Raw genomic sequence first — 22,962 nt, forward strand, 5'->3', positions numbered from 1 at the left:
GAAAACCCCTGACCACGTGGTGGTCAGGGGTTCCCTGGTATTCGTAACGTTGAGTCCGGCGGCGTCCTACTCTCCCACAAGGTCCCCCTTGCAGTACCATCGGCGCTGAGAGGCTTAGCTTCCGGGTTCGGAATGTGACCGGGCGTTTCCCTCTCGCTATGACCACCGGAACACCTTCGACCCAATCGCTTGGAAGTTCGAAAGCTGTTCCGCGCATGCGCGGTGTTCAGTTTCTTGTTCCCGATCGTCTGTCGGGAACCACAAAGTGGACGCGAGCCCCACACCAAAGGTGTGGGAAATAGTTGTATTGTCAAGTCTTCGGCTTATTAGTACCGGTCAGCTCCACGGGTCGTTAGTCCCCGCTTCCACATCCGGCCTATCAACCCAGTAGTCTGCTGGGAGCCTCTCACACTCAAGGTGCATGGAAATCTCATCTCGAAGACGGCTTCCCGCTTAGATGCTTTCAGCGGTTATCCGGTCCGAACGTAGCTAATCAGCGGTGCCCTTGGCAGAACAACTGACACACCAGAGGTTCGTCCATCCCGGTCCTCTCGTACTAGGGATAGATCTTCTCAAATTTCCAACGCGCGCAGCGGATAGGGACCGAACTGTCTCACGACGTTCTAAACCCAGCTCGCGTACCGCTTTAATGGGCGAACAGCCCAACCCTTGGGACCTACTCCAGCCCCAGGATGCGACGAGCCGACATCGAGGTGCCAAACCATGCCGTCGATATGGACTCTTGGGCAAGATCAGCCTGTTATCCCCGAGGTACCTTTTATCCGTTGAGCGACAGCGCTTCCACAAGCCACTGCCGGATCACTAGTCCCGACTTTCGTCCCTGCTCGACCTGTCAGTCTCACAGTCAAGCTCCCTTGTGCACTTACACTCGCCACCTGATTGCCAACCAGGTTGAGGGAACCTTTGGGCGCCTCCGTTACTCTTTGGGAGGCAACCGCCCCAGTTAAACTACCCACCAGGCACTGTCCATGAACCCGATCAGGGTCCTACGTTAGACATCCAGAGTGACCAGAGTGGTATTTCAACAATGACTCCACGAACACTAGCGTGCCCGCTTCACAGTCTCCCACCTATCCTACACAAGCCACACCGAACACCAATACCAAGCTGTAGTAAAGGTCACGGGGTCTTTCCGTCCTGCTGCGCGTAACGAGCATCTTTACTCGTAGTGCAATTTCGCCGAGTTCGCGGTTGAGACAGCTGGGAAGTCGTTACGCCATTCGTGCAGGTCGGAACTTACCCGACAAGGAATTTCGCTACCTTAGGATGGTTATAGTTACCACCGCCGTTTACTGGGGCTTAAATTCAGAGCTTCGCCCAAAGGCTAACCCTTCCTCTTAACCTTCCAGCACCGGGCAGGCGTCAGTCCGTATACATCGTCTTGCGACTTCGCACGGACCTGTGTTTTTAGTAAACAGTCGCTTCCCACTGGTCTCTGCGGCCTTCAACGCTCAGCGGAGCAAGTCCGCATCACGTGTCCGGCCCCCCTTCTCCCGAAGTTACGGGGGCATTTTGCCGAGTTCCTTAACCACGATTCTCTCGATCTCCTTGGTATTCTCTACCTGACCACCTGAGTCGGTTTCGGGTACGGGCGGCTGCAACCTCGCGTCGATGCTTTTCTCGGCAGCATAGGATCACTGATTTCCCCTTACGGGTACGCGTCGGATCTCAGGCATACAGACGACGGATTTGCCTATCGTCAGCCCTACATCCTTACACCAGGATCACCTTACGGATACCATCGCCTGGCTCAGCTACCTTCCTGCGTCACACCTGTTCATACGCTAACCGCACCAGCATGGGGTCGAGCGTTAGACCGCACGCCATCACCCCGAAGGGATCCGGTCAATGCGGGTTAGGACTCTTAGCACCACTGGATTAGCTTGGGCGGTTGTTCGCCGGTACGGGAATATCAACCCGTTGTCCATCGACTACGCCTGTCGGCCTCGCCTTAGGTCCCGACTTACCCAGGGCGGATTAACCTGGCCCTGGAACCCTTGGTCTTTCGGAGGACGGGTTTCTCACCCGTCTTTCGCTACTCATGCCTGCATTCTCACTCGTGTAGCGTCCACGGCTGGATCACTCCGCCGCTTCACTCGCCACACGACGCTCTCCTACCACTCCGCACGACTGAACCACGAAGGCTTATCGAGTGTGCGAAATCTACAACTTCGGCGGTGTGCTTGAGCCCCGTTACATTGTCGGCGCGGAATCACTTGACCAGTGAGCTATTACGCACTCTTTCAAGGGTGGCTGCTTCTAAGCCAACCTCCTGGTTGTCTATGCAACTCCACATCCTTTCCCACTTAGCACACGCTTAGGGGCCTTAGTTGGTAGTCTGGGTTGTTTCCCTCTCGACGATGAAGCTTATCCCCCACCGTCTCACTGCTGCGCTCTCACTCACCGGCATTCGGAGTTTGGCTGACGTCAGTAACCTGTTGAGGCCCATCGGCCATCCAGTAGCTCTACCTCCGGCGAGAAACACGCAACGCTGCACCTAAATGCATTTCGGAGAGAACCAGCTATCACGAAGTTTGATTGGCCTTTCACCCCTATCCACAGCTCATCCCCTCCATTTTCAACTGAAGTGGGTTCGGTCCTCCACGACGTCTTACCGTCGCTTCAACCTGGCCATGGATAGATCACTTCGCTTCGGGTCTAGGACATGCGACTCAAATCGCCCTATTCAGACTCGCTTTCGCTACGGCTGCCCCACACGGGTTAACCTCGCCACATATCACTAACTCGCAGGCTCATTCTTCAAAAGGCACGCCGTCACCCCTACAAGGAGGCTCCGACGGTTTGTAAGCAAACGGTTTCAGGTACTATTTCACTCCCCTCCCGGGGTACTTTTCACCTTTCCCTCACGGTACTTGTCCGCTATCGGTCATCTGGGAGTATTTAGGCTTATCAGGTGGTCCTGACAGATTCACACGGGATTTCTCGGGCCCCGTGCTACTTGGGATACACATCCGGCCATAACACCATTTCGTCTACGGGGCTGGCACCCACTACGGCCCGGCTTTCAAACCGGTTCGACTATGATGCGCTGTAACCGCCCCAGTCCGGCAGAACTGAGCGACGTGTCCCACAACCCCGACCATGCAACGCCCGCCGGCTATCACACATGATCGGTTTAGCCTCATCCGCTTTCGCTCGCCACTACTCACGGAATCACATGTTGTTTTCTCTTCCTGTGGGTACTGAGATGTTTCACTTCCCCACGTTCCCTCTACCCGCCCTATATATTCAGGCGGGAGTCACCAGGTCACAAAAGCGCCCAGCGGGGTTTCCCCATTCGGAAATCCTCGGCTCACAGCTCGATTATCAGCTCCCCGAGGCTTATCGCAGATTTCTACGTCCTTCTTCGGCTCCAGATGCCAAGGCATCCACCGTTTGCTCTTAGAAACTTGACCACAAAGATTAAAATTGCGATCGACTCGAACAATCACCACACCCAAAGGGCCTGATCATCGTCACGAGCGATCTAAGATGCTCGCGTCCACTGTGTAGTTCTCAACATACGATCGGCACCACACTCCCCCAGGAACAACGCTCCCAGCATCATGCGGCCCACCGAAGAACCCAACCAGAACCCAAAGGCCCCAATCACGGCTCAACCCCCGACCACACTCGGCCGGGAAGCCTGGTCCCTCAGGACCCAACAACGTGCACCAGCCGACCCGCTCACCCCCAACCCGTTCCAACCCGAACCACGAAGGCCCCGGCGTACTGAGGTCAGAAGCTGCGCTCCCGACTGCACTGTCAATGTTCCACCCATGAGCTACCGGCGAGAACGTTCGTCTCGATCCGGCGCCTGGACCCACCGTCCCCCGAAGGACACGACGAGCCAGATGCTCCTTAGAAAGGAGGTGATCCAGCCGCACCTTCCGGTACGGCTACCTTGTTACGACTTAGTCCTAATCACCGATCCCACCTTCGACGGCTCCTTCCACAAGGGTTAGGCCACCGGCTTCGGGTGTTACCGACTTTCATGACTTGACGGGCGGTGTGTACAAGGCCCGGGAACGTATTCACCGCAGCGTTGCTGATCTGCGATTACTAGCGACTCCGACTTCATGAGGTCGAGTTGCAGACCTCAATCCGAACTGAGACCGGCTTTTTGGGATTCGCTCCACCTTACGGTATCGCAGCCCTTTGTACCGGCCATTGTAGCATGCGTGAAGCCCAAGACATAAGGGGCATGATGATTTGACGTCATCCCCACCTTCCTCCGAGTTGACCCCGGCAGTCTCCTATGAGTCCCCGCCATAACGCGCTGGCAACATAGAACGAGGGTTGCGCTCGTTGCGGGACTTAACCCAACATCTCACGACACGAGCTGACGACAACCATGCACCACCTGTACACCGACCACAAGGGGGCGACCATCTCTGGCCGTTTCCGGTGTATGTCAAGCCTTGGTAAGGTTCTTCGCGTTGCATCGAATTAATCCGCATGCTCCGCCGCTTGTGCGGGCCCCCGTCAATTCCTTTGAGTTTTAGCCTTGCGGCCGTACTCCCCAGGCGGGGCGCTTAATGCGTTAGCTACGACACAGAAACCGTGGAAAGGTCCCTACATCTAGCGCCCAACGTTTACGGCGTGGACTACCAGGGTATCTAATCCTGTTCGCTCCCCACGCTTTCGCTCCTCAGCGTCAGTTACGGCCCAGAGATCTGCCTTCGCCATCGGTGTTCCTCCTGATATCTGCGCATTCCACCGCTACACCAGGAATTCCAATCTCCCCTACCGCACTCTAGTCTGCCCGTACCCACTGCAAGCCCGAGGTTGAGCCTCGGGATTTCACAGCAGACGCGACAAACCGCCTACGAGCTCTTTACGCCCAATAATTCCGGACAACGCTTGCACCCTACGTATTACCGCGGCTGCTGGCACGTAGTTAGCCGGTGCTTTTTCTGCAGGTACCGTCACTTTCGCTTCTTCCCTACTAAAAGAGGTTTACAACCCGAAGGCCGTCATCCCTCACGCGGCGTTGCTGCATCAGGCTTTCGCCCATTGTGCAATATTCCCCACTGCTGCCTCCCGTAGGAGTCTGGGCCGTGTCTCAGTCCCAGTGTGGCCGGTCACCCTCTCAGGCCGGCTACCCGTCGTCGCCTTGGTGAGCCATTACCTCACCAACAAGCTGATAGGCCGCGAGTCCATCCCCAACCAAAAAATCTTTCCACCACCAGACCATGCGGCCAGTGATCATATCCAGTATTAGACGTCGTTTCCAACGCTTATCCCAGAGTCAGGGGCAGGTTACTCACGTGTTACTCACCCGTTCGCCACTAATCCACCCAGCAAGCTGGGCATCATCGTTCGACTTGCATGTGTTAAGCACGCCGCCAGCGTTCGTCCTGAGCCAGGATCAAACTCTCCGTAAAAAATTACAACCAACACCCGAAGATGTCAGCGAGTTGATTCTGACTGTTGACTGTCTACTGACAATCTTCAATCCAAAAGGAATTGTCTCCGAACCCACCAGCAAGCTGATGAGTCACGGGGTCAATAAATTGGCATTGACAATGTGCACGCTGTTGAGTTCTCAAGGACCAGACGCACTCCCCACTCGACCCCGAAAGAGGTTCCGCCAGAGAGGCTTTTGGCTTTCGTTGCCCGGGGAAGAACCGTGGTGGACAAGATCTCCGGGTCTTTGACCAGGTGACCGTCTCGGCCGTTCCGTTCTCCGCCTCAGCGGCAACGAGTGATTACTTTACGCAGAGGTGAACGGCAGCACCAACCCGGGCCACATCCCGGGCGTGTCGGCTCTGCGAGGCCCGGAAACTCGGGGATCGCGCGGTGCGGGCAGTGCCGACCTGCGCCGGGAACGACGGAAGGCACGGTGCGAACCCGCACCGTGCCTCCCGAACGAACGAACCGAACCGGACCGACCTACTCGGCCGCAGCCAACTGCCCGCACGCACCGTCGATCTCCTTGCCGCGGGTGTCGCGGAGGGTCGTCGGGATGCCGGCGGCGTTGAGTCGCCGGACGAACTCGTCCTGCACGTGGACCTCGGACGAGGTCCAGACCGAGCCGGGCGTCGGGTTGAGCGGGATCGGGTTCACGTGCACCCACCCCTTGCCGCGCTTGTTGAGCTTCTCGGCGAGCAGGTCGGCACGCCACGCGTGGTCGTTCATGTCCTTGATGAGCGCGTACTCGATCGAGACACGTCGGCCCGTCTTGACGAAGTAGTTGTGGGCGGCGTCGATCGCCTCGTCCGCCTTCCACTTCGAGTTCACCGGGATGAGCTCGTCGCGGAGTTCGTCGTCGGGCGCGTGCAGGGAGAGCGCGAAGGTGACGGGGATGTCCTCGTCGGCGAGCTTGTTGATCGCGGGGACGAGCCCCACGGTCGACACGGTGATGCCGCGGGCGCTCATGCCGAGACCGTTGGGTTGCGGCGCGACCATGATCCGGACGGCGTCCATCACGCGCTTGTAGTTCGCGAGCGGCTCCCCCATGCCCATGAACACGATGTTCGTCACGCGTTCGGCGTCGACGCGGTCCTTCCCGCCCTTGCGGGGATCACCGCCGAGCTCCCCCGCGGCGATGGCGGCGTTGGCACGGACGATCTGCTCGATGATCTCGGCCGTGGACATGTTCCGGGTCAGCCCGGCCTGCCCGGTCGCGCAGAACGGGCAGTTCATCCCGCACCCCGCCTGGGACGAGACACAGAGCGTGATGCGCCCCGGGTACCGCATGAGCACCGACTCGACCAGCGCCCCGTCGTGGAGCTTCCAGAGGAACTTGATCGTGTCGCCCTTGTCCGTCGCCAGACGACGGGTCTCGGTGAGGAGGGGCGGCAGCATGCCCGCCACGAGTTCCTCGCGCTGGGCGGCCGGCAAGTCGGTCATCTGCGCGGGGTCGGACGTGTAGTGCGTGAAGTAGTGGGTCGAGAGCTGCTTGGCGCGGAACTTCGGCAGCCCCAGCTCGACGACCTTCGCCTCACGCTCGGCGACCGTCATGTCGGCGAGGTGCACGGGCGGCTTGCCACGCTTCGGGGACGCGAACTGCAGCAGCGGCCGGCCGTCGGTCCCGGTGGCCTGCGTCCAGCCCTCGGTGCGCGGACGCACCTGCGGACGAGCAGAGCGCTGCTCTTCGAAGGGGGTGCGGGTCTCGGAGGCCATCACTCCAGTTTACGGGACGACGACGCCCCGCGGGTGCCGGTCAGCTGCCGGCGGGGAGCACCCGGGCGAAGTGGTGCGCCGCGGAGTACATCGGCACGATGTCGACGACCGCGCCGGGGTGCGGCGCCTGGAGCACCAGTCCGTCGCCGAGGAAGATGCCGACGTGGTCCTCGTTGTCGTACACGACGAGGTCGCCGGGCTGCGCCTCGGACTCCGGGATCGTCGTCGCGGCGGCGTCCTGCGTCGGGACGTAGTGCACGAGCGGGATCCCGACGGCCGCGTACGCGACCATCGTCAAGCCGGAGCAGTCGATGCCTTCGTGGCTCGCGCCGCCCTCGACGTACGGGTCGCCCATGTACTGCAAGGCGGTGGAGACCACTGTGGCCCGGTCGCCACCGGCGGAGAGGATCTTGGAGATCGCGTCCTCCGCCTGCTGGGTGCTGACGCCGAACTTCGTCACGATCGTCGGGTAGGACACCACGGTCGTGGTCGTCGTCATGCCGTCCGTCGACACCACGGGGACCTGGACGTCCCGGGCGACGGTGTAGGTCTGCGTGTGCTGCGAGGTGGTCGTCCCGTGGTGCGCGTCGGTCGACGGGGTCGCGGCGTTCGCCGGGACCGCGAGCGTCAGGCTCGAGGTGATGGCCAGTGCGGGCGCGAGGAGCACCGCTGCGCGCTTCGCGTTGGCAGCCCGGCGGACGTGCCGCGGGTCGACCGCCCGTTCGGCCCGGAGCGCTGCGGACCGGGACAGCACGGCCGCTCCGGCGACGGCCGTCGAGGCGACCGGGCGGGTGTTCGACAGGGACACGCTGCGCGCCGGCTTCTCGTGCTCCACGAAGGTCGAGCGGGCCACGGCGGGGCCGAACGCGGAACGACGTCCGCGGGGACGGCGCAGTTCGACGGCTTCGGTGGTGGCCGCGCCGTCGGGGGCTGCGGGCAGTGCGTGGCGTCCCATGGTTCCTTCCGGGTCGGACGAGCCGGCCCGAGCAGATGACGAGGCGACTCGGGAAGATAACGTATTGGTCACGAACCTGGGCCCCACTGGGCACTCGCCGCGGGTTCCTGCGGTTCGTCACAGGCTCGGGCGTTCCTCGCAGCCCGTTCAGAACCGGCCCGCACCGCTCCGGACGCGGCTCATGCGGGGGTGGGCCGCATGGCGGCGGCGATCCGCGCCTCCCGAGCCCGTGCCAGGTCGTCGAGGCGGGACGCCAGGGCGCGCACCGACTCGTCGACCGGCGCGTCCCCCGAGATGTCCCCCGGGATCGGCGCCCCGGCGGTGACCGCGAGCGGGAGGACGCCCGCCCAGACCGCCTGGTCCTCGGCGTCGTCGACCGACTCGCCGACGCCGGCGGCGCGGATCTTCACGCTCGCGTGCTCGAGGGGCAGCTGGAGGACCTGGGTGGCACGGACCTCCTTGGCGGTCATCTCGCGGACCTCGTCGCGGCGTCCGGGCATGAGGTGGTCGGCGACCTGCCAGAGCGCCTCGGTCCGCAGGTCGTCCGGCACCACGGCGGCGTTGCCGACGACCACGGCGCTGCGGTAGTTCGCGGAGCTGTCGAAGGTCGAGCGTGCGAACACCAGGCCGTCGACGTGGGTCACCGTGGCGCTGACGGGGACACCCGCGGCGCCGGCGTCGAGGAAGAGACCGCCGCCGGTCGAGCCGTGCAGGAGCAGGACGGGGCCGGCGCCGAGGTCGCCGACGCCGCAGAGGAACGGCAGGACGAGCGGGTGACCGTCGCGGACGAAGCCGACGTGCGCGACGATCGCCTCGGCGAGGATCGCGTCGAGGTCGGCGGGGTCGTGGGACTGGCGGTCGCGGAGGCGGCGGACGGCGAGCGACGGGACGGCGGAGTCGGCGGGGTCGGACGGGAGGCTCGTGGTGCGCATGCGGGCAACGCTAGGGTCAGGACCGGTCCGGTTCGTGGACCAGATCGGGAGTGCTCAGGTGGACCAGTTCGGGAAGACCGCCGGGGTCGTCGCGCGCGTCCGGGCGATGGTGCAGGACGGGACGCTGGTGGCCGGGGACGCAGTGCCGTCGACCCGCGTCCTCGCGGCGGAGCTGGGGGTGGCGCGGGGGACGGTGGTCGCGGCGTACGAGCAACTCGACGGCGAGGGGTGGATCCGGACGCGGCAGGGTGCGGTGGCGCGGGTGGCGGTGGGGGTCGGTGCGGGCCACTGGCCCACCGAGCACGCTGCGCGCGACGCGACGGGGCGCACGGACGGGCACGCCGACGGCTCGGCGGGTACCGGCGCGGACCTCCTCGACGCCCGCCCCGGGATCCCGGCGGTCACGGCGATCGCCGCCCGCGACTGGCGGGCCGCCTGGCGCGCCGCTGCGGACGCCCCGCTCCGCAACGCACTGTCCGACCCGGCCGGCCTCCCGGAGCTCCGCGCGCAGATCGCTGCCCAGCTCGGCCTCGCTCGCGGGTTCGCCCCGGAGATCGGCCGGATCGTGGTCACCGCCGGCACGGCCGAGGCGCTCTCGCTCGTCACCGAGGGACTCCGGAACCGCCTGGGTCGGGCGCCGGTCGTCGCCGTCGAGGATCCCGGCTACCGCTCCGGACGTCGGGCGATGACGAGCGCCGGAGCCACCCTCGTGGGTGTCCCGGTGGACGGCGACGGGATCGACGTCGACGTCCTCGGCCGCATCGGCCCGGTGGACGCGGTCGTCGTCACGCCGACGCACCAGTACCCGCTCGGCTCGGTGATGCCGGTGGCACGACGGTTCCGCCTGCTCGACTGGGCGACGCGCACCGGGGCGGTCGTGGTCGAGGACGACTACGACTCGGAGTTCCGGCACCGCGGCTCCCCTGTCCCGGCGCTGGCGGCACTCGACGCGACGGGCGTCGTGGTGCACGTCGGCGGGTTCTCGAAGACCCTCGATCCACGGCTGCGCTGCAGCTACGTGGTCCTGCCACCGGGGCCGGTGCACGAGGCCGTCGCCGCCTCGCGCCTCGCTCGCGGACCCGTGGTGGCGGAACCCGTGCAGATCGCGCTCGCGCACCTCCTCCGCACGGGCGCCCTCCGCCGTCACCTCGGCCGCGTGCGCCGGGACTACACGCATCGGCGCGAGCGGGTCGCGACGCGCGTCGCAGCGGTCGCGGGCCTGGAGGCGCGTGCCCTGGACGGCGGGCTGCACGCGGTCCTGACGTGGTCGGGTCGGGCGGCGGGGCGCGACGTGGTCGCCCGGATGGCGCGGTCCGGTGTGCTGGTGAGCGCGGTGGAGGAGTACGAGGTGTCGCCGGGGAGCGCACCGGCGGGGATCGTCCTGGGCTACGGCGCGCTGACGCTGCCGCAGCTCGATCGCGCACTCGACGTCCTGCTCGAGGTCCTGCGGGTCAGGGGCGACTGACCCGCAGGTGGCTCCGCACCCGGTCCTGCACGGCGCTGGCGTCCGGGTGGTCCCAGAGCGCGAAGTGGGTGCCGCCGGGCAGGACGAGGAGCTCCGCTCCCGGCACCTCGTCCGCCGCCCGGACGCTGTTGGACGGCGGGACGTCGACGTCCGCGTCACCGTGCAGCAGCAGTGTCGGGGCCCGGACGGCTCCGAGGTCGAGGTCGGTCACCGCGCCGAGGTTCCGGACGTCGGCTTCCCACCCGGCACGGTGCGGGCCCGCGGTGTTGCCGGTGCGGGCGAGGTCGAGCAGGAACGTGCGACGCTCCGGATCGCGCAGGATCCCGCGGACGTGCTCGCGGAGCCGTCGACCGCGCAGGGAGCTCACGCCCGAGACCGCGAGGCGCACGACGACGCCGGGCACCAGTCGCGCGGCGGCCCGGGCGAGCGCGGCGCCGAGGAGGGTGCCGCCGACCAGGCGCTCCGGTGCGGAGACCTCCGGAGGCGTCCAGGGACCGGTCAGTCCGGCCGCCACGACGAGGGAGTGGACCCGCTCGGGGTGGCGGACGGCGAACCGGTAGGCGGCAGGCGCCCCGCCCGACCAGGCGAGCACCGCCACGCGGTCGATGTCCAGCGCGTCGAGGACCTCGACGTACCGATCGGCCTCGTCGTCGAGCGAGTCGTGGCCCGGTCGGACCCGGGTGCCGAGGTACCCGGGACGTGAGAGCGTGACGACACGGAAGTCGGCGGACGGCAGGAACCGCGCCATGATCTCGGCGACGTCGATCCCGCCGGGGGTGCCGTGCACGACGAGGACGGGAGCGCCCGCGCCGCGGACGGCGAACTCGGTGTCGTCGGTGACGACGGGACGCGTCTCTGGTGGCATCACCCGACGATATCCGCGGCGGCGATGAGTCGTCTCCGACCGCGGAGGGTGTCCCCCGGGTACTCGCCGTACATCGAGAAGTACGACCCCGAGAAGCGCCCCATGTGCCGGAAGCCGCAGGAGTGCGCGACGGTGGCCACGGAGGTCTCGCGGGGGTCCGCGAGCTGCAGGCCGAGGCGGGCCTTCTCGAGGCGCAGGTCGCGGAGGTACGCCATCGGCGTGCTGCCCTCGCGTCGTTGGAAGCCCTCCTGCAGGGTCCGGACGCTGACCTCGGCCGCGGCGGCGATGTCGGTGGCCGCGATGGTCCGGTCGAAGTGCGCGTACATGAACGCCTTCGCACGTTCGACCGTCCCGGCGGGCGCAGCGGTCCCCCGGCGGTCGGCATCGGAGCGGAAGGCGCCGAGCACCGCCTCGGCGAGCCGCAGGTCGAGCGCGGCGCGGTCGGCGTCGACCACGGCGACGTCGAGCAGCGGACGGGCGACCTCGCGCAGCACGGCCTGCAGCGGCGCGAGGCGTTCGGCGGACACGGTCACGGGGAAGGCGAGGGGCACGGGGGCGGCGTCGGTGCCCACGACCGCGACGGCCTCGAGGAAGTCCGCGTCGAAGTGCACGAGGTGCTTCGTCCCCGCCGGTGCCGAGACGTGGAAGGGGCGTCCGGCCGGGTACATCACGGGCACGCCGGCGCGGAGGAGCACGTCGTCGTCCACCACGATGCCGCCCTCGACCGACCACGCCAGCAGGTACTGCCGTTCGGGTGCGAGGAAGCCGGACCGAGCGGCGGACACCGACGACGTGCGGAGGCTCAGGCGACCGTCCCCGGTGGCGCGGTACCGGAAGCCGAACGGCGACGAGGAAGGGGCGAAGGCCATGTCGTGGCCGTCGTACACGCCGCGGTAGAACTCGAGTGCTTCATCGGGGTCGGTGCCGCTCTGGAGGATCTCCCGGACGGAGGTCCGACGGACCTCCGCGGTCGAGGACTCCGCCGGCGGCCGGTCCGCCGCGGGGATCACCGTCGCTCCGGACCACCAGGCGATCGTTCCCCGACGAGGTCGGCGAGCGACGGCTCGGACTCGACGGGGACCGCCCAACCGCGGCGTGTGGCCCGTCGGAGGTGTCGGTACGTGGTCACCCGCACCGGCTGGACGTCGGCGTTCGACTCGTAGCTGCTCAGTTCCTGGCTGCTCATGGCGTGCTCCCTGCTCGCGAGCCCGGCTCCGCCTCGGCCTCATGGATGCCGACGTCCAGAACGGCCTCAGGGTCAAGGAGGTGCCATCGGAGCGTCGGGAGGACGCGGATCGATGCCGTCTTCTCCAGGGACGGTACGCGCGTGCCGGACAGCCCACGTGGACCGGACACCCAGCCCGCGCTATCCGGACGGACCGCTGTCGGCACGGACTGGATTGTTCGCATACAATGCAAACATGTTGATCACCGTCGACCCCGGAGCGCGGGCATCGCTCGCGGACCAGGTGGCCGCCCAGATCCGGCACGCGATCGCCCGCGGCGAGTTCCGGAACGGCGAGCGGCTGCCGTCCGCGCGCGAACTCGCGGCCGCCGTCGACGTCAACATGCACACGGTGCTGCGGGCCTACGCCCAGCTGCAGGACGACGGGCTCATCGAGCTGCGCCGGGGCCGCGGTGCCACGGTGCTGCGATCGGGCAACGCGTCGTTCGACCGGCTGCGGTCGCTGGTGGTGGAGCTCCGTGAGCAGGCGGAGACCCTCGGGGTCCCGCTCGACGACCTGTACGCGATGATCAAGGGGGCACGATGACGACTCGGACGATGGGGACCGGCGCACGACTGGCCGTGGTGGGACCGAGCGCGGCGGTGGCCGTCGCGCTGGTCGTCACGGCACTCACGCTCGGACCCGCGCTGCCGGCACGGGTGGCGACGCACTTCGGCGCGGACGGTGTCGCCGACGCCTGGGGGTCGCCGTGGCCGTTCTTCTGGGGGTCCCTCGTGCTGGCCCTGGTCGCCGTCGGACTCGCGGTGGTGGCGCTCGGACGCAGCGACCGCCGGACGTGGGCGACCCTGCTGCTGGTGGCGAACCTCCTGAGCGGGTCCGTCGCGACCGCGTGGATCGCCGAGGCGATCGTGAACCGCGTCGACGACCCGACGTTCCCGGTGTGGTGGGCCGTCCTCACGCTCGCGGTCGGTGTCGCCGTGGCGGTGCCGCCGACGATCGCGCTCGTCCGGACGGCAGCGCCGGTCCCCGCGCACGTCGTCCCTCCGTTGGACGTCCCGACGGACGCCCGGGTCGCCTGGCGTGCACGGGTCGGCAGCGCCTGGTTCGCGGGGCTCGGCGTGGTCCTCGTCGTCGGCGGCGTCGTCGCGGCCTGGGCCACCGCGTCCGCGTCCGCGTCCGCCGACGTCGGCGCGGCCGCGGTGTCGGGCGGGCTGCTCGTCCTCGCCGGGATCGCGGTGGCGGTGCTCGCGCGGGTCGAGTGCACGGTCGATCGGCGCGGCTTCCGGTTGACCTCGACGTGGACGCGGATCCCCCTCGTGCGGGTCCCGCTCGACCGCATCGAGTCGTGCGGGTGGGAGCAGGTGTCGCCCGGGCAGTGGGGTGGGTGGGGCTACCGGATCTCCGGCCGGGGTGTGGCGTACGTGGTCCGTTCGGGGCCGGGGCTCGTCGTCCGGCTCCGGGGCGGCGGAGCGCGGGTGGTCACGGTCGCCGATGCCGAGCGCGGTGCGGCGGCGCTCGGCGCGCTGCTCGCGGCACGCGGGCACGCCTGACCCCCGGGCGCGCGCGCACTTCGTGAGCAGGAATGGTCGGGTCGGTCGAGCGGACCCGACCATTTCTGCTCACCATCGAGCAGCGCGGCGCGGCGCGGCGCTACAGGCTCGTCATGCCGCCGTCGACGCGGAAGAGCGCGCCGGTCGCGTACGACGACTCGTCGCTCGCGAGGTACACCATGATCCCGGTGACGTCGTCCGGGGTCCCCGCCCGGCCGAGCGGCGTCCGCGACACGATCGCCGCGCGGGACTCGGGGTCGCCCGAGATCGCCTGGACGAGCGCCGTCTCGGTGTAGCCCGGCACGACGGTGTTGGCGCGGATGCCGTCACGGGCGTACGCCATCGCTGTGGCGCGGACGAGCGCGTGGACGCCGCCCTTCGTGGACGAGTAGGCGGCGAAGTCGGCGCCCTCGCCGTTCAGGCCGGTCGGCGACCCCGTCACGATGACGGACCCGCCGCCACCGGCCGCGAGCATCGCCCGGACGGCGTGCTTCACGGTGAGGAAGGTGCCCGTCAGGTTCACCGCGAGCGTGCGGTTCCAGGTCTCGAGCGAGACGTCGGCGACCCTGGCGTCGTGGCCGAAGAGCTGCACGCCGGCGTTGGCGACGACGACGTCCGGCACGGCGCCGCGGGCGACCAGGGTGGCGAAGCCGGCCGCGACGCTCGACTCGTCCGCGATGTCCACGGTGAGCTCGATCGCCGAGTCGGCAGTGGCAGCCGCGGCAGCCGCCGCACTCGCAGCAGCAGCAGCCGCGGCGTCCCGGTCCGCGTACACGACCCGCGCCCCCTCGGCCACGAACCGGTCCGCGATGGCCCGCCCGATCCCCGATCCGGCCCCGGTCACCAGGGCGGTCTTCCCGGTCAGTCGTCCGGCCATGCGTGCGCTCCGTCCTCGGGGCGGCAGTGCCCCGTCCTCGGAGCGACGTCGCTCCTGGACACATCATTGCGCAACCGGTTGACCGACTGGTAGCAAAGGGACATGACCGACGACGGTGCGTGGGCGGACTCGACCGCGGAGGACGTGCTCGCCGTCGGACCGTGGCGGGTGACCCTCCGCGGCGCCGAGCTCGCCGACGTCAGTCACGACGGGGTGCCGGTGCTGCGCGGCATCCGGTTCGTCACCCGCGACCAGGACTGGCGCACCGCCGACGACACCGTCACCCGCCGGACGACCGACACCGACACCCACGCCGACGCGACCGACGAACACGGGCACGCGCGGGCCCGGGCCCTTGCCCGCATCGAGGTGACGAGCGCCTTCGACGACGCCGAGGTCCTCCGCACCACCCTCGACCTCACGGTCGACGACGACACCCTGCACGTCGACGCGACCGCCACCACGACGGCGCCGTTCCGCCGCAACCGCATCGGCCTGGTCGTCCTGCACCCGCCGACCCTCGCCGGCTCCTCGTTCACGGTCCGCCACCCGGCAGCGCCCGCCACGGCGCACACGTTCCCATTCTGGATCGCCCCGCACCAACCCTCGACCGACGTCGCCGGGTACGCCTGGACGACCGGCGGCGCGGACTGCACGCTCGACCTCACCGGCGACGTGTTCGAGATGGAGGACCAGCGCAACTGGACCGACGCCTCGTTCAAGACCTACTCGACGCCGCTGGCCGAGCCCTTCCCCGTCGCGCTCGACGCCGGTGCCGTCGTCCACCAGGCGCTCACGCTGCGCGCGGTGCGACACCCGGGAGGCGCGCCCTCCCCCGCCCCGGACCTCGCCGCGCTCGACGGGCCGGCCCCGACCTCCGTGGTCACCCCTCCCCCGACCCTCCAGCTGCTGGCCGCCTCCGCCCCGGCCGCTGCGCGCGCGGACGACGAGGCACTCCCCGGCGGCGTGCCGATCCTGGTCGAGCCCGTCCTCGGCGACCCCGACGTCGCCGCGGTGCTCGCCTCCGCCAGGCGGGACGCCCGAGGCGCGCCGCTCGACGTGCGGTTCGTCACCGACGACCCGGCACTGCTGCGCGCCGCGGTCGACGAAGTCCTGGCGTCCGGGCCGGTGGAGCGCATCGGCGCGTTCGACCCGTCGTCGCACCTGACGACCACGGCGCTGCAGCGGGCGCTCCGGGAGGCGGCGGCCGCACACGAGGGACTCGACGTCGTGGCGGGGACACGCGCGCACTTCACCGAGCTGAACCGCACGATCGACCTGTTCGGCGACTGGGACGGCCCGCTCACGTTCAGCGTGACGCCGCAGATGCACGACCGCAGCCGTGCCCAGGTGACCGAGTCGATCCGGATGCAGCGCTGGGTGGTGATGAGCGCCTCCAGGCTGGCCGCCGGCAGGCCGCTCCACGTCGGGCCGGTGACGCTGCGTCCGCGGTTCAACGCGGTGGCGACGTCACCGCGTCGGGCCGTGACAGACGCGACGGTCGAGGCCGGCTACGGGCCGCAGTCCGTGCCGGACGCGACGGATCCGCAGCAGCACTCCGCGGCCGCCGCCGCGTGGTTCGCCGCGGCCGTGCAGGCACTCACGGTGCCGGGTGTCGCCTCGATCACACTCGCCGAGGTGTGGGGACCGAGGGGAACGCCCCGCCGGAAGGGGGTCGGCGGGGCGTTCCGGTCTCGGGGATCGATCAGCGCTTGACGGCGTCGATCTTGAGCATCTTGGCGATGACGCTGTCGAGCTCGCTGTCGTCGAAGACCTGCTTCCAGTCCTGCTTGATGAGCTTCTCGCGGCCGTAGCCCATCGCGATGTGGCAGGCGTCCGAGAACGGGTTCGACCCGCGCAGGCCGTTGGTCAGGGCGATCCAGGTGTGGCCGTAGAGCATGGCGCGGGCGGCCTCGCGGGGCACGCCGACACCGGTGACGGTCTCCTCGAGGGCGTCGTTGAGGAAGTCGCCGATCATGCAGGCGATGGTCTCGACGAGCGTCGGCTCGAGGACGGCGAGCTGCTTCACCGTGACCCAGTGCACCTGGATGACGGGCGCGTACATGGTCGTGATGACGGCCTCGGCGATCGCCTTGGCGGCGTCACCCTCGTCGCCGAGCGACTCCGACGCGTCGAAGGCGGCGATGACCTCCTGCGGGGCGGCGATGCCACCGAAGGTGTCGTCCCACTCCTCCTTGGTGGTGCGCTCGAGGAACACCGACGGGTGGCACGGGTGCGCCACGGCGTAGTGGATGTCCTCGCGCTTGGCGAGCAGCCCGGCGTAGGCGGCGGCCGGGTCGAGGGTCAGGATGCTGGCACCCGACTGCATGACGGGGACGAGCTGCTCGGAGATGCTGCCGAGCAGGACGTCCGGCACGGCGAGGATCACGACGTCGGCGACCTTGGCGGCCTCGACGCTGTCGGTGAGCGACCGGCCGAGGGCCTCGATGCGCTCCTGCCCGGCGGGCGAGGCCTCGCTGTAGAGCGTCGTGTACTCGCTCTTGGCGAAGTTGTTCGAGACGCGGGTGCCCATCTTGCCGCCGGCACCGATCACGGCGACGGTGACGTCGGCCGTACCGGATCCGGCAGCGACGGTGTGGGGGGTGGTGACGGTGTCGGTCATGATTCCTTGCTCCTGATGTACTCGATGGTGTGTTCGGTCCACGCCGCCTCGATGCGGGTGGTGGTCTGTGCCGGGTCGCCCGTGGTGCCGAGGGCCTCGTCCTGCCAGGGCAGCCAGAACTCGATCACGCGGTTGATGCCCCGTGCGTCGGGGTCGATCGCGGCGCGGACGGCGTCGTAGTCGAGGAGACCGGTGCCGGTGCGGACGCCGGTGTACTGGAACCCGACCCAGCCCGGTGAGCGGGTGAACCCGGAGTCCTTGACGTGCCAGTTGCGGGTGTACGGGGCGGCCGCGGCGACCACGTCGGCGGGGTGTTCCAGCCGCGCGACGGTGTTCGCCGGGTCGAGGCAGATCCCGAGGTGGCCGGAGCCGACGGCCCGGACGACGGCGACGAGGTCCTCGGTGGCGACGACCTCGTAGGTCTCGAGCGCGAGCGTCACCCCGGCGGCCTCGTACGCGGGGAGCGCCCGGCGGAGTCGACGTTCGGTCTCGAGGGCGTCGGGCTGGTCGTCGCCGCTCGTCCACATGCTCCGCACGAGGGTCGCGCCGAGCGCCTGCGCGACGTGCAGGTACCGCGCGAGGTGCTCCGGGTGGGTCCCACGGGTGCCGACCTCGAGCGCGAGCCCGAGCTCGTCGGCCAATGCCCGGATCGCGGCCAGTCGGTCGTCCGAGGCGGTGTCGAGCGGCAGGTGGTCGCAGATCTGGATGAGGTCGACGCCGTCGTGCGCCGCTGCGTCCCGCATCGCGTCATCGAGCGACATCGGGTCCGGCACGCGGTCGGACATCCGCCAGAAGTAGGCGTAGGTGGAGAGGCCGAGCAGGGAGGTCATGCCGTCGCTCCCAGCTGCCCGGCTTCGTCGAGGATGGTCCGGATGGCGGCGGGGTCGTGGGCGAACCGTCCGAGGAACAGCCCGCCGATGCGCCCCTGCCCACGGGTGAGCAGGCCCGGTCCGGCGCTGCCGCCGTAGATCGCCACGGAACCGGCGAGCTCCGGCCGGGAGGCGAGGTGCTCCTCGATCCCGGAGAGGACCGCGACGATGTGCTCGTCGGGCGCGGGCGCCGGGGCGCCGATCGCCCACACGGGTTCGTACGCCGCGATGATCGGCCCGGCGAGACCGTCCGCGGTCGCGGTCGCCAGGAACCGGTCGAGCTGCGCGGTCACGTCCGCCACGGCGGTCTCACTGGAGGCGCAGGTGGCCTCCCCGACGCAGATCAGGGGCCGCAGGTGGTTGCGGAAGGCGGCGTGCACCTTCCCGGCGATCTCCTCGTCCGTCTCGTGGAACAGGGAGCGCCGCTCCGCGTGCGCGATCTCGACGAGCGCGACGCCGATCTCGCGCAGCTCCGCACCGGACACCTCGCCGGTGAAGGCGCCGGTGTCCGCCCAGGCCAGGTCCTGCGCGCCGAGCGTCACGGGGGCGTCCCCGATCACCTCGCGCACCGGGACGAGCGCGGGGAACGTCGGGATGACGAAGAGCTCGACGGCGCCGGACTGCACCGCGGGGTGGGTCCGGGCGATGTCGGCCACGGCGGCTGCCCACTCGAGCGTCCGGGCGTGGGAGAAGTACATCTTCAGCGACACCCCGATCGTGAGCGGGGCGGCTGCCGTGGACGCGGGCATCAGGCGTCGGTCCCGACCGGGGCCGACCCGTCGTAGTGGCAGATCGCCGCGACCTTCGACGCGCTCGCGGACGACGTGTCGAAGGTGTAGCCGAGCCACTCCTTCGCCATGCGCCGGGCGACCTCGACGCCGACGACGCGCTGGCCCATGCAGAGGACCTGGGCGTCGTTCGACAGGATCGAGCGCTCGACGCTGAACGAGTCGTGCGCGGTGACGGCCCGGATGCCGGAGACCTTGTTCGCGGCGATCGCGACGCCGAGTCCGGTGCCGCAGATCAGGATCGCCCGGTCCGCCTCGCCGCTCGCCACCATGCGTGCGGCGTCGACGGCGACGTGCGGGTAGGCGGTGTGCCCGTCCGCGTCGACCCCCACGTCGGTGACGCTGACCACGCGCGGGTCCGTGGCGAGGTCGGCCTTGATGATCTCCTTGTAGTCGAACCCGGCGTCGTCGGAGCCGACGACGATGCGGAACTGCTGCTCGGTCATGGGGTCTTCCTTACTTCTCGGAGAGCGTCGCGAGGACGGCGGCGGTGATGAGGGCGAACGAGATCGCACCGGCGTCGGGGGTGCCGACCGCGTCCTCGCCGTGGGTCCGGGCGCGGCCCATCCGCGGCAGCAGGTCGGCGGTGGCGTCGGCCGCGGTCGTGGCAGCGGCGGACGCGGCGGACCAGGCGGTGACCAGGTCGTCGCCGGCCGCGGTGCGGGCGGTGAGGACCTCGTCGAACGGGACGAGCGCGTCGACCATGGTCTTGTCGCCCGGGACGGCCCCGAACGCGAGGACGGCCTCGGCGGCCGCGTGCACGGCGTCGGCGACGGTGGTGGCCGTCGGGCGCGAGGTGTCCCCGAGGACGCGACCCAGTGCCTCCAGGGCCGCACCCCAGATCGCACCGGACGTGCCGCCGGCCTTGTCGGACCAGGCGTCACCGGCGATCGCGAGGACCGATCCGGCACCGGCGCCGCGTGCTGCGGCGTCCTGCGCCGCCGCGTCCGCCGCGGTGGAGCCGCGCTGCATGCCGATCCCGTGGTCGCCGTCGCCGGCCACGGCGTCGATGCGGCCGAGTTCGTCGGCGTGGGCGTCGATCGTCGCGCGCACGGCCGTGATCGCCGTCGCGATGCGGGTCGCGGCCACCCGGGACTCGTCGGTGCCGACGGTCACGGGGACGACCACGCCGGCCTCGAGGACGTCGGACGACACGGGCTCCTGCGGGACGGCACCGCCCTTGCGGTAGGCGGGACTGTCGGCCGGGGCGGCCCAGAGTTCCTCGAGCTCGTCGTCGAGCCAGAACAGCGTCAGCGAGACGCCGGCCATGTCGAAGCTCGTGACGAGCTCCCCGACCTCGGGCTCGACGACGAGTGCGCCGGCCGCGGTCAGTCGGCGCTGCACGGCGTCGAACACGACGAAGAGCTCCTCGTACTTGACGGAACCGAGGCCGTTGAGGATCGGGACGACGCGTGCCCCGTCGACTGCGACACCGGACGGCAGCTCGGTGAGCAGCTTGTCGACGAGCAGGTCCGCCAGTCCGGACGCGGTGGGGACGTCGGCTTCGTCGATGCCGCGTTCGCCATGGATGCCCATGCCGATCGCCATGCGCCCCTCGGGCACGGTGAACAGGGGTTCGTCCGCGCCGGGCAGCGAGCAGCCGGAGAACGCGACACCGAACGATCGGGTGCGGTCGTTCGCCCGCTCGGCGATCGCCGTGACGGTGTCGAGGTCGTCGCCACGCTCGGCGGCGGCTCCGGCGACCTTGAACACGCAGAGGTCCCCCGCGATCCCGCGGCGCTTGTGGGCCTCGGCACTCGGGGCACTCGCGACGTCGTCGGTCACGCGGACCGTGCGGACGTCGATGCCGGCCGCGGTGAGTGCCCGGGCGGCTGCGTCGAAGTTGAGGACGTCGCCGGCGTAGTTGCCGTAGCTCAGGAGCACCCCGCCGCCGTGCTCGGAGGCCGTCGCGACCGACGTGACCTGCTGGGCGCTCGGGCTGGCGAACAGGTTCCCCATCGCCGCACCGGCCGCGAGCCCGTGTCCGACGAGTCCGCCGAACGCCGGGTAGTGCCCGGACCCGCCGCCGACGACGAGCGCCACGGTCCCCTCGGGGCTGGTGGTCGAGCGGGCGACGCCGCCGTGGACCTTCCGCACCCGGGAGCGGTTCGCGGCGACGAAGCCGTCGACCATCTCGTCCGCGAAGTCCGCGGGGTCGTTGAACAGGCGGGTCATGCGTGGGACTCCTGGGTCGTGGTCGTCGCGGCCTGCGCGGCAGCGTCGGCGTCGCGTCGCTCGTTCCGCTTCGTGGTCCGGCCGAGGACGAACATCAGGACGCTCGACAGGACCATGAAGAACCCGACGATGAACATCGGCGCCTGGTACCCGCCGGTCCACTCGCTGACGGCGCCGGTGATGTACGGCGCGGCGAACCCGCCGAGGTTGCCGACGGTGTTGATGAGCGCGACGCCCGCGGCCGCTGCGGCACCGGTGAGGAACTGCGTCGGGACGGTCCAGAAGTTCGGCAGCGCGGCGAAGATCGAGCACGCGGTGATCGCGATGACGGCGACCGTGGCGGCCGGGCTGTTCATGTAGAGGGCCACCGGGATGCTCAGGCCGCCGACGAGGGCGGGGACCGCGATGTGCCACACCCGGACGCCGCGCCGGAACGCGTCACGCGACCAGAAGTAGAGGACGACGGCAGCGGGCACGTACGGGATCGCCGTGATGAGCCCCTTCTGGAACAGGTCGAACGTGGTGCCGAACTGCTCCTGGAAGCCGTCGATGATGGTCGGCAGGAAGAAGCTCAGGGCGTACAGACCGTAGATGAAGCCGAAGTACACGGCGGCGAGCATCCAGACGCGACCGGAGCCGAACGCCGCTCGGAGGCCGCCCTTGCCGTGCACGTTCCCCTCCTTCTGGCTGTTCTCCTTCGCGAGGGCGCCCTCGAGCCAGAGTTTCTCGTCCTCGTCGAGCCACTTCGCCTGCGACGGCTTGTCCTTCAGCACGAAGAGGCACAGGATGCCGACGATGATCGCGGGGATCGACACGCAGAGGAACATGAAGCGCCAGCCCGCGAGGCCGCCGAGCAGTCCCTCGTGGGTCATCAGCCAGCCGGCGAGCGGCGAACCGATCACGCTGGTGAGCGGCTGTGCCAGGTAGAAGAGCGCGAGCATCTTGCCGCGGTGCCGGGCGGGGACCCAGGTCGACAGGAACAGGATCGCGCCGGGGAAGAACCCGGCCTCGGCGATGCCGAGCAGGAAGCGCAGGCCGACGAGCTGCGGGTAGTTCTGCACCCACGTGAAGAGCAGCGAGACGATGCCCCACGTGATCATGATGCGGGCGAGCCAGACGCGGGCGCCGAACTTGTGCAGCGCCAGGTTGGACGGCACCTCGAGCACGAGGTACCCGATGAAGAACACGCCCGAGGCGAACCCGAACTGCGCGGCGGTCAGGCCGAGGTCGGCCTCCATGCCGTTCGGGGCCGCGAAGGAGATCGCGGTGCGGTCGAGGAAGTTGATGAAGAACATCAGCGCCACGAAGGGCACGATGCGGATCGCGATCTTGCGGATGGCCGTCTTCTCGACGACCGAGGTGGGGATGCCTCGCGTGGCGGGGATGTCCACGATGACTCCTGCTCGGGTGGGGTGGTGCTCCGGTCGGCTGCTGCGCCGGGGACGGAGGTGACGCATCGGTGCGCACGGACCAGTGTGCGCGGTCACTCCAAACTTGTCAACCGGTTGACCATTCGGTGCCGCCACG

General features: G+C 68.7%; 17 protein-coding genes and 3 rRNA genes. 4 read left to right on the top strand and 16 right to left on the bottom strand.

What is annotated here, in order from left to right; all coding sequences use genetic code 11:
- Positions 1-53 precede the first annotated feature (53 nt).
- The 6 genes from rrf to BJK06_RS01700 form a co-directional block, all read right to left on the bottom strand.
- Positions 54-170 (bottom strand): 5S ribosomal RNA (rrf, locus tag BJK06_RS01675).
- A 136-nt stretch (positions 171-306) separates the two neighbouring features.
- Positions 307-3,437, bottom strand: a 23S ribosomal RNA gene (locus tag BJK06_RS01680).
- Between the two features lie 449 nt (positions 3,438-3,886).
- A 16S ribosomal RNA gene (locus tag BJK06_RS01685) occupies positions 3,887-5,408 on the bottom strand.
- Together the 16S, 23S and 5S rRNA genes form the textbook arrangement of a ribosomal RNA operon.
- 508 nt (positions 5,409-5,916) lie before the next feature.
- On the bottom strand, positions 5,917-7,149 hold the full coding sequence (gene rlmN / locus BJK06_RS01690; protein ID WP_070416448.1) for a 23S rRNA (adenine(2503)-C(2))-methyltransferase RlmN: 1,233 nt from the start codon (positions 7,147-7,149) through the stop codon (positions 5,917-5,919).
- A gap of 40 nt (positions 7,150-7,189) precedes the next feature.
- On the bottom strand, positions 7,190-8,104 hold the full coding sequence (locus BJK06_RS01695; RefSeq protein WP_070416449.1) for a C40 family peptidase: 915 nt from the start codon (positions 8,102-8,104) through the stop codon (positions 7,190-7,192).
- A gap of 179 nt (positions 8,105-8,283) precedes the next feature.
- Positions 8,284-9,036: a pyridoxamine 5'-phosphate oxidase family protein gene (locus tag BJK06_RS01700; RefSeq protein ID WP_070416450.1), complete on the bottom strand. Its 753-nt coding sequence runs from the start codon at positions 9,034-9,036 to the stop codon at positions 8,284-8,286.
- A gap of 58 nt (positions 9,037-9,094) precedes the next feature.
- Here BJK06_RS01700 and BJK06_RS01705 point away from each other — a divergent pair, with 58 nt between their 5' ends.
- A complete protein-coding gene (locus BJK06_RS01705; RefSeq protein WP_181015129.1) occupies positions 9,095-10,501 on the top strand; it encodes a PLP-dependent aminotransferase family protein in 1,407 nt (468 codons plus the stop codon).
- On the opposite strand, the gene BJK06_RS01710 is transcribed toward BJK06_RS01705, so the two are convergent.
- The 3 genes from BJK06_RS01710 to BJK06_RS18760 are packed head-to-tail and all read right to left on the bottom strand — an operon-like array spanning position 10,488 to position 12,552.
- Positions 10,488-11,366 (bottom strand): alpha/beta fold hydrolase, encoded by an 879-nt coding sequence (locus tag BJK06_RS01710; protein ID WP_070416451.1) that lies wholly within the window; start codon positions 11,364-11,366, stop codon positions 10,488-10,490. The genes BJK06_RS01705 and BJK06_RS01710 overlap by 14 nt on opposite strands.
- Positions 11,366-12,376, bottom strand: coding sequence for a helix-turn-helix domain-containing protein (locus BJK06_RS01715; RefSeq protein WP_070416452.1), 1,011 nt, complete (start codon positions 12,374-12,376; stop codon positions 11,366-11,368). The genes BJK06_RS01710 and BJK06_RS01715 overlap by 1 nt, the downstream gene beginning before the upstream one ends.
- Complete coding sequence (locus BJK06_RS18760; RefSeq protein WP_070416453.1) at positions 12,373-12,552, bottom strand: hypothetical protein; 180 nt, start codon at positions 12,550-12,552, stop codon at positions 12,373-12,375. The genes BJK06_RS01715 and BJK06_RS18760 overlap by 4 nt, the downstream gene beginning before the upstream one ends.
- Before the next feature lie 235 nt (positions 12,553-12,787).
- On the opposite strand from BJK06_RS18760, the gene BJK06_RS01725 reads away from it, so the two are divergent.
- Together BJK06_RS01725 and BJK06_RS01730 are read left to right on the top strand one after the other, a co-directional pair.
- Positions 12,788-13,138, top strand: a complete 351-nt coding sequence (locus tag BJK06_RS01725) for a GntR family transcriptional regulator (RefSeq protein ID WP_070416454.1) — start codon at positions 12,788-12,790, stop codon at positions 13,136-13,138.
- Positions 13,135-14,103, top strand: a complete 969-nt coding sequence (locus tag BJK06_RS01730; RefSeq protein WP_070416455.1) for a DUF1648 domain-containing protein — start codon at positions 13,135-13,137, stop codon at positions 14,101-14,103. The genes BJK06_RS01725 and BJK06_RS01730 overlap by 4 nt, the downstream gene beginning before the upstream one ends.
- A gap of 100 nt (positions 14,104-14,203) precedes the next feature.
- Here BJK06_RS01730 and BJK06_RS01735 read toward each other — a convergent pair whose 3' ends face one another.
- Complete coding sequence (locus tag BJK06_RS01735; RefSeq protein ID WP_070416456.1) at positions 14,204-14,980, bottom strand: SDR family NAD(P)-dependent oxidoreductase; 777 nt, start codon at positions 14,978-14,980, stop codon at positions 14,204-14,206.
- Positions 14,981-15,082: 102 nt separating this feature from the next.
- Between BJK06_RS01735 and BJK06_RS01740 the strand changes: the two genes are divergently transcribed.
- A complete protein-coding gene (locus tag BJK06_RS01740; protein ID WP_070416457.1) occupies positions 15,083-16,696 on the top strand; it encodes a hypothetical protein in 1,614 nt (537 codons plus the stop codon).
- Here the strand turns inward: BJK06_RS01740 and BJK06_RS01745 are convergent.
- The 6 genes from BJK06_RS01745 to BJK06_RS01770 are packed head-to-tail and all read right to left on the bottom strand — an operon-like array spanning position 16,686 to position 22,826.
- Complete coding sequence (locus BJK06_RS01745) at positions 16,686-17,603, bottom strand: phosphogluconate dehydrogenase C-terminal domain-containing protein (RefSeq protein ID WP_070416458.1); 918 nt, start codon at positions 17,601-17,603, stop codon at positions 16,686-16,688. The genes BJK06_RS01740 and BJK06_RS01745 overlap by 11 nt on opposite strands.
- Entirely contained in the window at positions 17,600-18,433 is an 834-nt protein-coding gene (locus BJK06_RS01750) for a sugar phosphate isomerase/epimerase (protein ID WP_070416459.1), read from the bottom strand. Before BJK06_RS01750 ends, BJK06_RS01745 begins: the two co-directional genes overlap by 4 nt.
- Positions 18,430-19,221 (bottom strand): triose-phosphate isomerase family protein, encoded by a 792-nt coding sequence (locus BJK06_RS01755; RefSeq protein ID WP_070416460.1) that lies wholly within the window; start codon positions 19,219-19,221, stop codon positions 18,430-18,432. Before BJK06_RS01755 ends, BJK06_RS01750 begins: the two co-directional genes overlap by 4 nt.
- Positions 19,221-19,706, bottom strand: coding sequence for a ribose-5-phosphate isomerase (locus BJK06_RS01760; RefSeq protein ID WP_070416461.1), 486 nt, complete (start codon positions 19,704-19,706; stop codon positions 19,221-19,223). Before BJK06_RS01760 ends, BJK06_RS01755 begins: the two co-directional genes overlap by 1 nt.
- Before the next feature lie 10 nt (positions 19,707-19,716).
- Positions 19,717-21,435 (bottom strand): dihydroxyacetone kinase family protein, encoded by a 1,719-nt coding sequence (locus BJK06_RS01765; protein WP_070416462.1) that lies wholly within the window; start codon positions 21,433-21,435, stop codon positions 19,717-19,719.
- Complete coding sequence (locus tag BJK06_RS01770) at positions 21,432-22,826, bottom strand: MFS transporter (RefSeq protein ID WP_070416463.1); 1,395 nt, start codon at positions 22,824-22,826, stop codon at positions 21,432-21,434. Before BJK06_RS01770 ends, BJK06_RS01765 begins: the two co-directional genes overlap by 4 nt.
- Between the last annotated feature and the right edge of the window lie 136 nt (positions 22,827-22,962).

Origin of the sequence: Curtobacterium sp. BH-2-1-1 (assembly GCF_001806325.1) — a bacterium.
Taxonomy (GTDB): Bacteria; Actinomycetota; Actinomycetes; order Actinomycetales; family Microbacteriaceae; genus Curtobacterium.

What these genes read in the sequence shown, in the direction of transcription:
- BJK06_RS01740 (WP_070416457.1), top strand. Translation starts at nt 15,083, where the DNA reads ATGACCGACGACGGTGCGTGGGCGGACTCGACCGCGGAGGACGTGCTC.
- BJK06_RS01695 (WP_070416449.1), bottom strand. Translation starts at nt 8,104, where the DNA reads ATGGGACGCCACGCACTGCCCGCAGCCCCCGACGGCGCGGCCACCACC.
- BJK06_RS01745 (WP_070416458.1), bottom strand. Translation starts at nt 17,603, where the DNA reads ATGACCGACACCGTCACCACCCCCCACACCGTCGCTGCCGGATCCGGT.
- BJK06_RS01765 (WP_070416462.1), bottom strand. Translation starts at nt 21,435, where the DNA reads ATGACCCGCCTGTTCAACGACCCCGCGGACTTCGCGGACGAGATGGTC.
- BJK06_RS01710 (WP_070416451.1), bottom strand. Translation starts at nt 11,366, where the DNA reads ATGCCACCAGAGACGCGTCCCGTCGTCACCGACGACACCGAGTTCGCC.
- BJK06_RS01700 (WP_070416450.1), bottom strand. Translation starts at nt 9,036, where the DNA reads ATGCGCACCACGAGCCTCCCGTCCGACCCCGCCGACTCCGCCGTCCCG.
- BJK06_RS01730 (WP_070416455.1), top strand. Translation starts at nt 13,135, where the DNA reads ATGACGACTCGGACGATGGGGACCGGCGCACGACTGGCCGTGGTGGGA.
- BJK06_RS01725 (WP_070416454.1), top strand. Translation starts at nt 12,788, where the DNA reads ATGTTGATCACCGTCGACCCCGGAGCGCGGGCATCGCTCGCGGACCAG.
- BJK06_RS01735 (WP_070416456.1), bottom strand. Translation starts at nt 14,980, where the DNA reads ATGGCCGGACGACTGACCGGGAAGACCGCCCTGGTGACCGGGGCCGGA.
- BJK06_RS01750 (WP_070416459.1), bottom strand. Translation starts at nt 18,433, where the DNA reads ATGACCTCCCTGCTCGGCCTCTCCACCTACGCCTACTTCTGGCGGATG.
- BJK06_RS18760 (WP_070416453.1), bottom strand. Translation starts at nt 12,552, where the DNA reads ATGAGCAGCCAGGAACTGAGCAGCTACGAGTCGAACGCCGACGTCCAG.
- BJK06_RS01755 (WP_070416460.1), bottom strand. Translation starts at nt 19,221, where the DNA reads ATGCCCGCGTCCACGGCAGCCGCCCCGCTCACGATCGGGGTGTCGCTG.
- rlmN (WP_070416448.1), bottom strand. Translation starts at nt 7,149, where the DNA reads ATGGCCTCCGAGACCCGCACCCCCTTCGAAGAGCAGCGCTCTGCTCGT.
- BJK06_RS01760 (WP_070416461.1), bottom strand. Translation starts at nt 19,706, where the DNA reads ATGACCGAGCAGCAGTTCCGCATCGTCGTCGGCTCCGACGACGCCGGG.